The following is a 13,969-nucleotide window of genomic DNA, read 5'->3' on the forward strand; positions in this document are numbered from 1 at the left end:
GTCCGTCGTCTTTAGAAAAGAGGGACTGCCGAACAGGCATTAGGAGCCCTGATGCGTATGGAACGGGCTATTGTTGGAGCAATTCTGTCGGCTGTGACAGGTGTCTGTACGCGTTCGCTCCGGACACCGTCTCCGTAAATAATAATAGGGAAAGGAATGTTGTAAGCGCGTGATGTTGACTTTTCCAAGGTTTCCTCGTTAACGAGTTGCCAACCTGGAGTGATGTCAATAATCAAGTCACCGCATTTTTCTATATTAAATCCGTTGCGGATAGGTTCAAGCAGATGATTATCGCTTGTTAACAACTGATTAGCAGTATAGACGTTACGTATTCCGGAAATTTGAAGGAGAAATTCCTGCGAACGCTCCATCAAGTCTCCGAGATTGATATTCTTTTGTCTTAAAGTCTGACGATTGAAGAATAGCTGATTATGGTAGCAATATTCTATGTATTGTGCTTGTCCGAAGATTGCACCAAGATACATGTTGAGAAGATTTGCCGTTCGGTTGATATAGAAATTTCCTGTTGGGATTCGGAAGCGTGCATTAGTAGCATGATCATCTTCTGTTTCCTCCCGATAGGCTGTTCCTGAAATCACAAATAGGATGCGGTCTCTATTGAGATGTCCTTCTATACCTTGGATGAGGGTTGAAATATTCTCATCGAGTTTTACATACGACTCCATCGTGCGACCAGCCTCATAGGTGAGGTTGATCAGGTCGGGTTTATCATCAATACCGATTCCTGCCTGTTTGACACATTCCAACGCTGCAGTTGTAATTCCTGCATTGATGTCTGTTCCTGGCGCATATAGTCTGGAATAACCGGAAATCCATTTGTCGTAAGGCTGATAATACGTGGTGGATGTCCATTGGTTGTTATTGACCCACAATACTCCATCAGCTGCATGTCCGGCAGAAAGGATGGCTGCATCGGCAGTTGCTGCAAACGAATAGACCTTTCCGATACCATTGGTTGCAATCTTTAATTCATCTCCCAAAGTAGAAGTCCCTAGATGGTTAGGTGAATATCCAACCTTAGTATCGCGCACACATTGTTGTGGACGTAGGGTTTCTTTGTCGAGCCATTCAAAAGCTGTTATTCCATGATAGTAGGGTGATGTTCCGGTCTGGACAGAGGCAATGGCTGATGCGCGGTCAACAGGTGAGAAATTGTACGCTCCATTCGTAAACACCATTCCGTGCTTCAACAATCTGTTGAATCCGTCTGGCCCATAAAGAGGAGCGTATGTTTCCAGAAAGTCAGTACGCAGTTGGTCTATTTGAATATTGACCACCAGTCTAGGAGCCTGTGCTATAAGTTGTGCTTGTGCTTCTGCTGTAAGCCCAAGCAAACTCATGAGTGTGATGTAGATATATCTATTCTTCATTTTGCAGGTTTCTGCTGCCTTTGTTCTGGCACTTTATTATTATTTTTTATATGTACGATACTTTGTAACAGCAAACATAATGCCAAACTCCAGATGCCTTCTGCATAATCCTGCCAAATTCCTCCAATAAGGAAGAATATAACAAGGACTAAGGCTATGTTCCAATAGATTGTTTTCTTTCCTCGAACAACCTTATAAAGAAAAAAAAGTGGGATAGGGTTGAAGAGCAGGATCTGCAGATTCAGGGTGGTCGTAGGATGCTCAGAGAAAAGCATCACAAAGAGCAACAGTCCGATGATTGACTGTATGGCGACCAACAGTATGTCCCAAGCTAACAGAATCTTATGTACTCGGCATTGAACAACAAATAGAGCTAACGCCAATAAGCTGATGAGGATAGCGCAAGCTGTTGGCGATAATGGAAACTCAGACTTTAACAGCTGAACACCAGCCGGAACAGCCACTCTTCGTTCTTTCACCAACGGACGATATTCGCCATTAGCGAAGATGCGTGCATGGTCAAAATCATACATGAGATTATTAGGCAAAAATTCTTGTTGCCTTTGGTCTGTCTTTATGTCAGAACGGATTCCCAACAGCATGTCATTGCCAAAAGCAGCCCATGGGTGACGTTTTGTCATCTCATGAATCATTTCACGATAGGTTGGCTGATAATTATCCCGTGGCTCATATATGAGCTTCCCGGAAATACATTGTTCTATAATATCGCGTGCCTTCGTAGTACAGTTGCTATAAAAGTAATTATAACGATAGATACGGTTTCCGTCCTGAAGATTATCTGCAAGTGCATTTTTCAAGCATACCTTCTCTTCGGTAGTAAGATTGAGAACCTGTTCGGTAACCATGCTTCCAAAGCGTCGGTATTCCTCTTTAAATAAAGTATAGGGGTAAGCTCCTAATTCGTAGTCGGTCCATCCTAATACAAATCTTCCTATAAAGAAAGGCTTTCTGAAGTCAAAGACACCGTAATTGAAAGCGACATCAATGCCTTTAGGCCACAATTCATGATAGCGAATTGCAGTATGTCCGTAAAGACTGTATATTTCGTCGTGAGGCTGACAAGTTAGGAGACTGATTTCTACAGAATCCATTCGCTGGGCAAACAAGTCGGGCTGGGCTGTTGCGTTCGTATCCGACGCTTTTTCTTTGTTTTCATCTTCCACAGCAACAGTTCCGCTATTGCTTCCAACGGGGGCATAAGGTTGTGCCCATACTGCTTGCGACAATACCAGCGAGAGTGTTAAAAGTCCCCCTTTAAGAGCATTAAAAATGTTTTCTAAATGTTTCACGATGCAAAATTAACCTATATTTTCCACTTATCGTGCTTTTATTTCGTTTTTTTTCGATAATTTTGCAAGCCGTAATCGAAAAGATAAACAAAACAAATAGATGAAGAAGCTTTTTATAAATGGCATACTCCTTTTTGCCAGTGCCCTGACTGTTAGCGCTCAGAGTGGCACCAACTCGCCTTACAGCCAATATGGCCTCGGTATTTTGTCAGAACAGTCACAAGGGTTTAATCGTGGCATGAATGGTCTTGGCCTTGGCTTCCGCTACGGAAATCAGGTGAATACGCTCAACCCTGCATCGTATTCTGCAGCCGACTCCCTAACTATGATTTTTGACGTGGGGCTTTCCGGACAAATTACAAATTTTAAGGAAGGAAACACGAAGGTGAATGCCAAGAATGCTGATTTTGAATATGCAGTGGCTATGTTCCGTGCAATGCCCAGTTTGGGTATTAGTTTCGGTATCGTACCATTCACCAATGTAGGTTATTCCTATTCGCGCACCGATGTTGCCAGTTCTTCACTCTATAGTATAGAGACCCATAGCGGTAACGGCGGATTGCGTGAAGTATATGTCGGTGCCGGTTGGGAACCTGTTAAAGGATTTTCTGTCGGTGTCAACGCTGGCTATCTCTGGGGAAATACAGAGCGCAGCATTACCAACACCACCAACCAGTCTGCAGCCAATACCCTGAGCCGTATTTATTCAACAAGCGTCAATACCTACAAACTCGATTTTGGAGCGCAGTACCAACAGGCTTTAGGTAAGAAAGATGTACTGACCATTGGTGCAACATTCGGATTAGGTCATAAAATGGGAGGCGAGGCACAGCTGATCAATACCAATACCGATACCCAGAATAGTGTAATGACGTCAGACACGGCGACTATAGACGATGCTTTCAAGCTCCCAATGACATTGGGTCTTGGTTTTGCATGGTGTCACAACAAAACGCTCACAGTTGGTGCGGATTATTCTTTCCAGCGTTGGTCAAACATCGATTATCCTAAATACGAAAACAACAAATATCAACTTGTAAGCGGATTGCTCAACAACCGCCACAAGATGACTGTTGGACTTGATTGGATTCCAAGTGCATCCAACTGGACTTCCTTGAGTCTTAAGAATCTTCTTACGCACACCCACTATCGTTTTGGCGCATCTTACGCTACACCTTATTATAAAGTAAACGGACAAGATGGACCGAAAGAACTCAGCGTAAGTGCAGGTATGGGCATCCCATTGGTCAACAAATGGGGTAACCGTTCTGTTCTCAACATTAGTGTCCAATGGGCAAGACAGTCAGCCACCAATCTGATAACAGAAAATACCTTCCGCATCAATCTTGGCATTACCTTCAATGAGAAATGGTTTGCTAAGTGGAAAGTAGAATAAGTCTGTCTCAGAACATATAATAAACAAACAACACTTGTAAATTGATACTTAAGCGAAAATACCATTCTTCCAACATCTGGGCGGGCACTATGCTTGCCCTGCTGTTGTCTGTGGGGGCAGGGTCCTGCCAAAAGCCAAAAGACCATACTGCACCTGCAGTGCGTGACCGTGACTCTGTCTCGATGATGACAAGTTATGGTATCAACACCGTCATCAGCGACTCTGGTGTCATCAAATACCGCATCGTTACTGAACGGTGGGATGTCAATACCGTGAAGAACCCCAGTCGTTGGACTTTTGAAAAGGGCATTTTCCTTGAACAGTTTGATGAGAAGTTTCATGTAGAAGGTTATATACAGGCCGATACTGCGTGGTATTATGATCAAAAGAAATTGTGGGAACTGCGTGGAAGAGTGCGCATACGTAATGTAAACGGACTTATATTCAGAAGCGAAGAACTGTTCTGGGACGGTATTGCCCATGAATTCTATTCCCATAAATTTTCCAAGGTTATCACGCCCGAACGCGAAATGCAAGGCACGTATTTTCGGAGTGACGAACGCATGCAACGTTATGAAGTCACCAATAGTGTCGGTTCCTTCCTGGAGTCGGATATGAGTGGTGAAAGCGAGAACACTGCTCCCGACAAGCAGAAGACTGCCACACTTTCCGATACTGCCACTACACAACAGTCACAACGCCAACCGGCTGTCAGGCGTGCCGCAACGACCAAAACATCACAACCATGACAAATCTTATAGTAGGTATCATCATTACCATGATATTTTCAGCCTTCTTTTCAGGCATGGAAATAGCTTTCGTCTCCAGTAACAGACTTAGAGCGGAGATGGAACGGGAGAAAAACGGACTGGCAGACAAGGCCATTTCCTTCTTTTACCGCCACCCCAACGACTTTGTGAGCACCATGCTAGTGGGCAACAATATCGCTCTGGTAGTATATGGTATTCTCTTTGCAGCAATATTCGACAACACCTTGTTTGCCTCACTTAATGACGGAAGTCGTGTCACGGCCGACACGCTGTTATCCACAGTCATTGTGCTCTTTACAGGAGAATTTCTGCCCAAGACGATATTCAAGGCGAGTCCCAATACGATGCTGCGATTCTTTGCTGTTCCTACCATGGCGTGCTACGTCACACTCTTTCCCATCTCGCGTTTTGCCACAGTACTATCAAAAGGTCTGCTGCGGTTGTCAGGACAGAAGATCGACAACGATAGTGCCGACAAGGCATTTACAAAAGTAGATTTGGACTATCTCGTACAGGCCAGCATAGACAATGCTCCTGACGAACAACAGATTGAAGAGGTCAAGATCTTCCATAATGCACTCGACTTCTCTGATACCAAGGTACGCGACTGTATGGTTCCCCGCACAGAGATAGAATCGGTGGATATAGAGAAGGCATCGATGGACCAGCTGAAAAGCAGATTCATAGAAAGTGGTCACTCCAAGATTGTGGTCTATCGTGAAGATATTGACCACGTCATCGGTTATGTCCATTCATCAGATCTTTTCAGAATAGGCGCTAAAATCGTGGGCGAAGACCCGATTCCAAGTAGCATGATCCGCGAAATGCCTTATGTTCCGGAAACGATGGCAGCAAGCAAACTGATGCACACATTCCTTCAAGAAAAGAAATCATTGGCAGTGGTCATCGATGAATTCGGTGGCACCAGTGGCCTTGTGTCGCTTGAAGACATTGTTGAGGAAATCTTCGGTGATATTGAAGACGAGCATGACAACATGCACTATGTGGCAAAACAGTTGGGTGAAGGCGAATATATGCTTTCTGCCCGACTGGAAATAGAAAAGGTCAACGAGATGTTCTCCCTCGACCTGCCCGAAAGCGACGACTATATGACAGTCGGAGGCCTCATTCTTCATGAATACCAAAGTTTTCCGAAACTCAATGAAGTGGTCAAAATCGGGCATTTTGAATTCAAGATAGTAAAAAATACCATGACAAAGATAGAACTTGTAAGGTTGAAAGTAGAAGAATAACGATTCTAAACTACACTTTTTTGTGATTATCTTTCGTTTAATGACTATTTTTTACTAACTTTGTACGCTAAAAGCGGAAACATGACCCACAAGTTGCACATCTTTGCCTATACTGACAGCATGGCAGAAAAAGACAAGTGGAACATGTCAATGAAAAACTTAGAGCAATAACAAAAAAATAAAATAATTAAAAAACAATGGCAGTAATTGGAAAAATCAGAAGCTGGGGACCTGTCCTCGCCACCGTGATTGGATTGGCCCTCTTTGCTTTTATCGCCGAAGAAATGTTTCGCTCTTGCGAAGCAACAAACAACGAGAAACGTCAACAAGTCGGCGAAGTGTTAGGTAAGAAAGTGTCCGTTCAGGACTTTCAGGCAATGGTCGACGAGTATCAGGAAGTAATCAAGATGACCCAAGGTCGCGAAAGCCTTTCTGACGATGAACTCAATCAGCTGAAAGACCAGATCTGGCAGGAAGTGGTCAATACCACCATCCTGGAGAAAGAGGCCAACGAATTAGGTCTGACCGTTACCGATGCAGAACTTCAGAATATCCTGAAGGCCGGTACCAACCCCATGTTGGCTCAGACTCCTTTCATCAACCAGCAGACAGGACGTTTCGACGTAACCCAGCTCACCAAATTCCTTGATGAGTATAAGAAAATGCAGTCACAGCCACAACAGCAACAGGTTGCAGAGCAGTACAAGAAGATCTACGACTATTGGAAATTCATCGAGAAGCAGCTGCGTCAGCAGACGCTGATGATGAAATACCAGAGCCTCCTGGGTCATTGCCTGCTGTCTAACCCTGTTTCAGCAAAGATGGCTTTCGATGATAACAATATTGAAAGCAACATCACCTTGGCTGCTATCCCATACACCTCTATCAAAGACAACGAGGTGAAGATTGCCGACAGCGATCTGAAGGCTAAGTATGACGAGATGAAGGAAATGTTCAAACAGACCGTTGAAAGCCGCGACATCAAGTATGTTGACTTCCAGGTTCTCCCTTCAAAGACTGACCGTGCTGCGCTGAACAAGACCATGAGCGAAGCCAAGCTGAAACTTGAAAGCGGAATGACTCCTTCTGAAGTTGTTCGCAAAGCTCGGTCACAGGTTGCCTACACAGGCATTGCAGCCACCAAGCGTGCATTCCCAGCTGATGTAGCTGCCAAACTTGACTCTATGGCTGTAGGTCAGACCTCTGCTGTTTTCGAAACAAGCTATGACAACACCTTGAACGTCATCAAGCTCATCGCTAAAGTAGAACAGCCAGACTCTATCGAGTTCCGCATGATTCAGGTAGGCGACGAAACAGCTGAAGCTGCAAAGCGTGCAGACAGCGTTTATACAGCCTTGAAGGGTAATGCTGATTTTGAAGCCCTCGCTAAGAAGTATGGTCAGACTGGTCAAAAGACATGGATGACTTCTGCCATGTACGAAAGTGCACAGACGCTCGATGCTGATACGAAGGCATACATCGCAGCCCTCAACAACACTGCTGTTGGCGAGGTAGTGAAGCTCAGTCTCTCACAGGCTAATATGGTACTTCAAGTGACCAACCGCAAGGCGATGACCACCAAATATGATGTTGCCATCATCAAGCACACTATTGATTTCTCTAAGGAAACCTACAACCAGGCATACAACAAGTTCAGCCAGTTTGTCAGTGAAAACAAAACACTGGAGGGACTGGAGAAGAATGCTCAGAAATTTGGTTTCAAAGTGATGGAGCGTCAGGATATGGTCAATTCAGAGCACTATGTGGCAGGCGTACGCTCAACACGTGAAGCTATGAAATGGGTATTTGATGCTAAGCCAGGCGATGTTTCACCACTCTACGAATGTGGAAACAACGACCACATGATGGTTATTGCGCTGACCAAGATTCACCGTGTAGGCTATCGTAGCCTTGACGACGTGAAAGACATGGTACGTCAGGAAGTCATCCGCGATAAGAAGTTTGAAGTTGCCGCTGCTAAGTTGAATGGTGTTAAATCCATTGCCGCTGCCAAGCAGAAGGGTGCTGTCATCAGCAATGTTGACCAGATCACATTCTCTGCTCCTGCATTCGTACAGAGCACAGGTGCCAGCGAGCCCGCTTTGAGTGGTGCAGTTTCAGCTGTTAAGCAGGGACAGATGTGTCAGGCTCCTGTCAAGGGCAATGGTGGTGCTTACATCTTCCAAGTGACTAAGCGCAGTCTGCAGGCAGGTGCTAAGTTTGACGTGAAGCAGCAGATGGCGATGCTTCAGCAGATGGCAATGCGTGCAGCAGGACGTTACATGCAGGAACTCAACCAGAAGGCTGAAGTAGTTGACAACCGCTACCTCTTCTTCTAAAAGTAGAAACTGGAAGATAATATTTAAGCCCCATACCTTGAAGGTGTGGGGCTTATTTTTTTGTAATCGATGTGTGGCAGGATCAAGCGAAATGTTTGTGTGGCATATCCCGAAACACTACCGATGTCAGACGGTTATTTCTCCACGGATGCTTTGCCGCATGTAATATCTTACCGTTTCCGGATCATCAAAAATCGATTGCAGATACATCAGTTTGGTCACCGCATTTTCCACTGTTGAATCGTAGCCGCTGATGACCCCCGCTTCTTGTAACTGATACCCCGTGTCGTATCGGCCCATTTCTACTGCACCTTGAATACACTGGCTGATGTTGATCACCACCTTGCCGTTGTGCGTAGCCTCTTTCAGCGCGTGCATCACCCAAGGTCGTTGTGGGGCATTGCCCGAACCGAAGGTACGCATGACGATACTCTTCAGATTTGGTGTGGCAATCACGTGGCGCACCAAGTCTTCGCGTATGCCGGGAAAGAGCGAGAATATAATCACATTATTGTCGAGCTTGAAATGCGGGATCATCGGTTTGTCCCAATCCGGTTTGAGCATCCTTTCCGTATGGTAGGTGATATTAATTCCAGCATCCACAAGATGAGGATAGTTGAACGACTCGAAAGCATTAAACTCCTCAGCACTTTGCTTCGTTGTCCTGTTGCCTCGTAGCAGGCGTCCATTGAAATAAATGCCAACCTCAGGGACGAGCGCATGACCCTCATGGTCTTTCGCTGCAGCAATCTCTATCGAGGTGATGAGATTCTCCTTTCCGTCCGTTCTCAACATCCCGATGGGCAGCTGCGACCCTGTGATGATGACCGCCTTGGTGAGGTTTTCCAGCAGATAGGATAGGGCAGAGGCAGTATATGCCATGGTGTCAGTACCGTGAAGCACGACAAATCCATCGTATGCGTCATAGTGACTGGCGATGATGTGACTCAGTTCAGTCCATCGGGCAGGCGTCATGTCGCTGGAGTCGATAGGAGGCTCAAACTGTATGGTATCAATCTTCGTGTCAAACTGTTTGAGTTCTGGCACATTGTAGAGCAGGTGCTCAAAATCGAAAGGTTCCAAAGCGCCTGTGTGTGGATTTCGGTTCATACCGATTGTTCCACCTGTGTAAATGAGTAGGATTTTGCTTTGCATCTTGCTGAAAATGTTTATAGACCGCTGCGAAGTTACAAATAAAAAGTGAAACTCCAAAGAAATTAGCCGATATTAGGGTTAGGAAGTTACACTTTGTTTAAAATCGAAGAAAAAAAACGGCGTTAAGTTTTCTTTTTTCCATTATTATTTCGTAATTTTGCATTTACTAAAAACATAACGCTACTTACAAAAAAAGGACGACACCGATGATTGATTCGCTCACCTATTATATATATGGTCTGTGTACCATGTTTTATTCTATGATGGCATGGATGTTTTGGCGCAAAGGAAGCGATATGCTCTCACGGCTGTTTTCCATCCTCATGATTATCACCTGTGCAGAGAGTTTCAAGGACCTTTTCCTCTACATAGAAAACCAGAACATAATGAACGATGGTCTGTGGAACGAACTCACAGCCATGGACATGGTGGTGATACCGATCTATAATTTCATCCTCAAGGAACTTGTTAAGCCCGGATGGCTTACTTGGAAGAAAGTCATACTCCATGAGACCGTTTTTATTGTCCTCATCGCAGTACTGTTTATAACCAATGCACCTATTTGGTTTCACTGCCTTGTAGGGTGGGGCGCCATCTATGGTATCGGCACACTTGTCGTAACCTTGATGCTCATTTCCGACTACCATCGCCAGTTGAAAGACCGCTTCTCCTATCAGGAAAATACCAATCTCAACTGGTTGCAAGGCGTATTGTTCTGCTTCTTCTTTATCCTCATCGTATGGACCATAGCCTCTTTACGGCGCACAGCGTATGCTGACGACCTATACATGATATGCTCGCTGGCATTATGGATGGTATTGAGCTATTTTCTGTATCGCCACGAATCTGTCATAGACGAACTCGTCAATACTGAAACCATCGACGAACCACAAGATGAAAGTGATATGGAGCAGAGTACAATAGCCACTATCGTGCAACGGTTGTTCTATCAGGAACAAATCTACCTCAACCCCAAACTTAAACTTTCAGATGTTGCCACGCTGGTTGGTACCAACCGTACCTATCTCAGCAGATATTTCAACCAGGAAAACGGTCAGACCTTCTATGATTATGTCAACAAACTACGCATCAGTCATGCCGAACATCTGCTCCGCACCACATCTGATTCGCTGGCAATCGTGGCAGAAAAATCAGGTTTCAACTCCCAATCTACGTTCCGCCGTGTATTTGCATGCTATCATGACTGTTCACCCATAGAATATCGTAAAATCCACACATCGTCCTGATACTAAGCTGTTTTTACCCGATGAACATCAGTGTTTACCAAATGGTAGATGCTGATTTTGTTTTAATGAGCATGTTTTTTTACCCAATGAAACACGATTTATTAATAAAAGCATTACCTTTGCGACATCGTAGTCGACAAGACAATTATTACTTAACCCAATAAAACAATTATGGACGAACAGCAACAAAAAAACTATGACGCTTGGGGTTACCTTGACCAAGCTCTTTTCACCTCATCGCATGTGAAAGCAAAAGACATCAAGATGGGAAGTACCGACTGGGCCAACGTCTATCCGACCTCACCAGAAGAAATCGACCGCATGGAGGATCTCATCCAGCAGGCACAGGCTTCGGCAGATGATCCTAACGACGAACAGTTCAATGAGCGCATACGCGACCTAAAAGAGGTGGTGCACTATTCTCGCAAGCGTCACCGTACTTGGAAATTGGCACTTATCGCTGGAAGCATTCTCGGTGCCTGCATCTTTTGGTATTTCAGCAACCTAGATCAGGAATCAGTCCAAAACCGCCAGAAAGACGTGAAGATAGTAGAGTTGTGGCAGAAAGCCGACACCACTATTGCTTATCAGAAGATGGATACCGTCCTTTGGGAAAGGAATTTAAACTACAACGAGCGCCTCAATGGTGCCAATGCATATAAAGCCTACTATCTCACCGATTATAACCAGAGGGCAGAGAGTTCACGCCTCAATTCTGCAAAATACAAGCAGCAGGCAGACACCGCCTCTACCGACGAAAGGAAGAAAGCCTATTTGAAGTCTTCCGAAAAGGAACAGGAAGACTACGAGAAATACAAGAAGCGCTTTGAGGAACTCGCAGCAAAAGATTTCAAGGCTGTGAAAGAACTGGCGCTGAAAGATACCCAGGGAGCTGTTGACTCTATGAAGAGCAGCAGCAATACCAAACGTGCGTGGATGATCTACCTCATCATTCTCATCCCGCTATATATCATATCAGGCTACCCCAGAGGCTATATATTATCACGTCACCGTCGCCAGGCAAGTCTCATGCGAGGCTTGCAGAAGTGGGGATTCCGTTTGGCAGCATTCTTCTTCGGAGTAGGTCTTGCCATGCAGTTACTCCCCGACGATATTGTGAAATATCGCTATTCCAACGGCTATACGGAGACCCGTAGAGAGGTCACCCCCGCCAACTTCATCTATATCGTGATGAAGATCGGACTGATGGTTGTGGGCGTATTTATCTTCTGTTTCATCTCAGTTTTCATTATGACATTCGAAACCGTCACAGGTCTGATTCGTAATTTCAACTGGCAAGAGATTTTAAGCAAGAAGACTCAGCCACAGAGCTGAAACATTTAGAATTACTTAGTTTGCGTAGGTCCGTTCCCACAGGACCAAAAGAAATGAAGGGTGCATCTTTGGGTGCACCCTTTCCATTTTCTGCCAATGAAACTTACCCGCTTCTTGTTCGTCATTTCGTTTTAGGAAACAGTTATCTGTTATTTGTAACGCAAAAAATTCGTTTTAGGAAACTTAGAGTGTAATCCGTGTAAAGTATTACCTTAAATAATTCCGTCATTTCTGACCTTAAAAATTTCTGCGGTTACAAAATGCAGGCTCTTACTCCGAGTGATAAGCCGATGATGTCATTCAGACTGACGGCATGATCGAGGATCATCGAGCGGATATATAGGTCGCACGAACTGATTTCATAAAAGAACGAAATGTTTTTAGCAAACAATTTCGTGCGGTGGTTGGGAATGGTCATGGTGACACGCTGGCCTAACGCGATATTGAGTCTGAATTTTGTTGACATGAAATTGTAGTAGGCATCGGGATAGCGCCTGGGCTGTGATTTCCAGAACTCATGACCATAGACGGTATTGATGTAAATGCTGGCGGTCAGCGGTTCGATACTCCACCCGTTTTTCATGCTATGACTCCACGGAACGAAGTTCTGCTTGAGCGTCATGGTGAGTTTGCCACGTGTGCTTTGGTGGGCAGGAATATAACCGAAGAGAAGGTCGGTTTCCCATTGTCGGCGGTTACCATAATCCCATCCCAATCCAGCAGAGACCACACCCATGTTGCCTGCGTTCTGAATGATGAATTGTGTGGGAATCAGCGCGGCCCAATGCTTACGGTAACGGTGCACGCGCTTGTCATAATAACTCTCTTTTGCCTTTTCCACGTATGTGGTGTCTGGTGGGAGTGCTTGGGCACGGAACACCACGAGGAGCATGATCAGACTAAAAATGAACCTCTTCTTCATCATATCCCTCCTTTCTGATTGTGATGATGCGATAGATGCGGTGGTCGGAACAGTCGATGCCGTAGAACAGCAGTCCGTCGCTGTAAATATTGTTCACTACGCTATTGTGGTTGTGACCATAGACGCAAAACATGAGATGGGGCAGAAAGTCTATATATCTTCGAAATGCCTTTGCCACATTATTGTTGAACTGGTCGCTATAGGGTGGGGCGTGCATGATGATGACGGTACGGTCAAACTCATCGGCACGCGCGGTAATCTCCTGTTCAATATAGTCGAAATTGGGTACTGCCGCCATATAATCATATTCTGTGGCATTGGTGTTGAGACAGAGAAATTTGACGCGTCCTGCGATGAATGAGAAATCCAAGGATCCGTAGAGTACTTGGTATGACTGATCGCCCGTGCCTAAGAAATCGTGGTTGCCTATCAATGCCACATAAGGTACATCCAGCTTCTGAAGGATCTTCCGTGTCCGTTCATACTCCTTTTTCGTGCCCGTGTCGGTGAGGTCTCCACAATGCACCACGAAATCGATGTCGTTACGCTTGTTGATGTCGTCAATCTCTGCCTTGGTATTGGTGTACCAGCCATGGGTGTCGCTGATGAAAGCGATGCGCAGGGAGTCTCTTGATGCAAACCGTTGTTCTATTTCGGCGATGGCCTGCTTGTTATGATGGGTCTCGCCTTTGTAGTTGACATCGTAGGGATGAACATCAAAAACGTCGTTGCACGCCGTCAGGAGACAGATCATGGCCATGCACAGAAAGAGGATGGTCTGCTTGGAACGCTTGTTGATATCGTTGTTGCTTTCAGTTTTCATGATGGTGATGGATATATTATTTCTTTTT

The 13,969-nt window shown here is 45.1% G+C and carries 11 protein-coding genes; 6 read left to right on the forward strand and 5 right to left on the reverse strand.

The features are described 5' to 3' along the window. Positions 1-11: 11 nt before the first annotated feature. Entirely contained in the window at positions 12-1,391 is a 1,380-nt protein-coding gene (locus tag CIK88_RS12140) for an alkaline phosphatase family protein (protein WP_094436756.1), read from the reverse strand. Next, positions 1,388-2,701 (reverse strand): DUF4105 domain-containing protein, encoded by a 1,314-nt coding sequence (locus CIK88_RS12145; protein WP_094436758.1) that lies wholly within the window; start codon positions 2,699-2,701, stop codon positions 1,388-1,390. The genes CIK88_RS12140 and CIK88_RS12145 overlap by 4 nt, the downstream gene beginning before the upstream one ends. A gap of 100 nt (positions 2,702-2,801) precedes the next feature. Here CIK88_RS12145 and CIK88_RS12150 point away from each other — a divergent pair, with 100 nt between their 5' ends. The 4 genes from CIK88_RS12150 to CIK88_RS12165 all read left to right on the forward strand — a co-directional run bounded on the left by CIK88_RS12150 (position 2,802) and on the right by CIK88_RS12165 (position 8,459). Then, the gene (locus CIK88_RS12150; protein WP_094389960.1) at positions 2,802-4,097 is read left to right on the forward strand and encodes a hypothetical protein; all 1,296 of its coding nucleotides are present in this window, start codon (positions 2,802-2,804) and stop codon (positions 4,095-4,097) included. Positions 4,098-4,186: 89 nt separating this feature from the next. Then, positions 4,187-4,846, forward strand: coding sequence for an LPS export ABC transporter periplasmic protein LptC (gene lptC / locus CIK88_RS12155; RefSeq protein WP_094436760.1), 660 nt, complete (start codon positions 4,187-4,189; stop codon positions 4,844-4,846). Then, positions 4,843-6,120 carry a hemolysin family protein gene (locus tag CIK88_RS12160; RefSeq protein WP_094389962.1) on the forward strand — a complete coding sequence of 426 codons (1,278 nt, stop codon included), beginning with the start codon at positions 4,843-4,845 and terminating at the stop codon, positions 6,118-6,120. Before lptC ends, CIK88_RS12160 begins: the two co-directional genes overlap by 4 nt. Positions 6,121-6,317: 197 nt before the next feature. Further along, positions 6,318-8,459: a peptidylprolyl isomerase gene (locus tag CIK88_RS12165; RefSeq protein WP_094436762.1), complete on the forward strand. Its 2,142-nt coding sequence runs from the start codon at positions 6,318-6,320 to the stop codon at positions 8,457-8,459. A 126-nt stretch (positions 8,460-8,585) separates the two neighbouring features. Here CIK88_RS12165 and CIK88_RS12170 read toward each other — a convergent pair whose 3' ends face one another. Next, on the reverse strand, positions 8,586-9,614 hold the full coding sequence (locus CIK88_RS12170) for an asparaginase (RefSeq protein ID WP_094389964.1): 1,029 nt from the start codon (positions 9,612-9,614) through the stop codon (positions 8,586-8,588). A 206-nt stretch (positions 9,615-9,820) separates the two neighbouring features. On the opposite strand from CIK88_RS12170, the gene CIK88_RS12175 reads away from it, so the two are divergent. Together CIK88_RS12175 and CIK88_RS12180 are read left to right on the forward strand one after the other, a co-directional pair. Beyond that, entirely contained in the window at positions 9,821-10,861 is a 1,041-nt protein-coding gene (locus CIK88_RS12175) for an AraC family transcriptional regulator (protein ID WP_094436764.1), read from the forward strand. Between the two features lie 171 nt (positions 10,862-11,032). Continuing rightward, positions 11,033-12,196: a hypothetical protein gene (locus CIK88_RS12180; protein ID WP_094436766.1), complete on the forward strand. Its 1,164-nt coding sequence runs from the start codon at positions 11,033-11,035 to the stop codon at positions 12,194-12,196. A gap of 253 nt (positions 12,197-12,449) precedes the next feature. On the opposite strand, the gene CIK88_RS12185 is transcribed toward CIK88_RS12180, so the two are convergent. Both CIK88_RS12185 and CIK88_RS12190 read right to left on the reverse strand, forming a co-directional pair. Further along, positions 12,450-13,121, reverse strand: a complete 672-nt coding sequence (locus CIK88_RS12185) for a hypothetical protein (RefSeq protein WP_094436768.1) — start codon at positions 13,119-13,121, stop codon at positions 12,450-12,452. Beyond that, the gene (locus tag CIK88_RS12190) at positions 13,096-13,941 is read right to left on the reverse strand and encodes a metallophosphoesterase (protein ID WP_094436770.1); all 846 of its coding nucleotides are present in this window, start codon (positions 13,939-13,941) and stop codon (positions 13,096-13,098) included. Before CIK88_RS12190 ends, CIK88_RS12185 begins: the two co-directional genes overlap by 26 nt. Positions 13,942-13,969: the final 28 nt, after the last annotated feature.

Source organism: Prevotella sp. P5-50, assembly GCF_002251295.1.
In the GTDB taxonomy this organism is placed as follows: domain Bacteria; phylum Bacteroidota; class Bacteroidia; order Bacteroidales; family Bacteroidaceae; genus Prevotella.

What these genes read in the sequence shown, in the direction of transcription:
- CIK88_RS12140 (WP_094436756.1), bottom strand. Translation starts at nt 1,391, where the DNA reads ATGAAGAATAGATATATCTACATCACACTCATGAGTTTGCTTGGGCTT.
- CIK88_RS12150 (WP_094389960.1), top strand. Translation starts at nt 2,802, where the DNA reads ATGAAGAAGCTTTTTATAAATGGCATACTCCTTTTTGCCAGTGCCCTG.
- lptC (WP_094436760.1), top strand. Translation starts at nt 4,187, where the DNA reads ATGCTTGCCCTGCTGTTGTCTGTGGGGGCAGGGTCCTGCCAAAAGCCA.
- CIK88_RS12160 (WP_094389962.1), top strand. Translation starts at nt 4,843, where the DNA reads ATGACAAATCTTATAGTAGGTATCATCATTACCATGATATTTTCAGCC.
- CIK88_RS12165 (WP_094436762.1), top strand. Translation starts at nt 6,318, where the DNA reads ATGGCAGTAATTGGAAAAATCAGAAGCTGGGGACCTGTCCTCGCCACC.
- CIK88_RS12170 (WP_094389964.1), bottom strand. Translation starts at nt 9,614, where the DNA reads ATGCAAAGCAAAATCCTACTCATTTACACAGGTGGAACAATCGGTATG.
- CIK88_RS12175 (WP_094436764.1), top strand. Translation starts at nt 9,821, where the DNA reads ATGATTGATTCGCTCACCTATTATATATATGGTCTGTGTACCATGTTT.
- CIK88_RS12180 (WP_094436766.1), top strand. Translation starts at nt 11,033, where the DNA reads ATGGACGAACAGCAACAAAAAAACTATGACGCTTGGGGTTACCTTGAC.
- CIK88_RS12185 (WP_094436768.1), bottom strand. Translation starts at nt 13,121, where the DNA reads ATGATGAAGAAGAGGTTCATTTTTAGTCTGATCATGCTCCTCGTGGTG.
- CIK88_RS12190 (WP_094436770.1), bottom strand. Translation starts at nt 13,941, where the DNA reads ATGAAAACTGAAAGCAACAACGATATCAACAAGCGTTCCAAGCAGACC.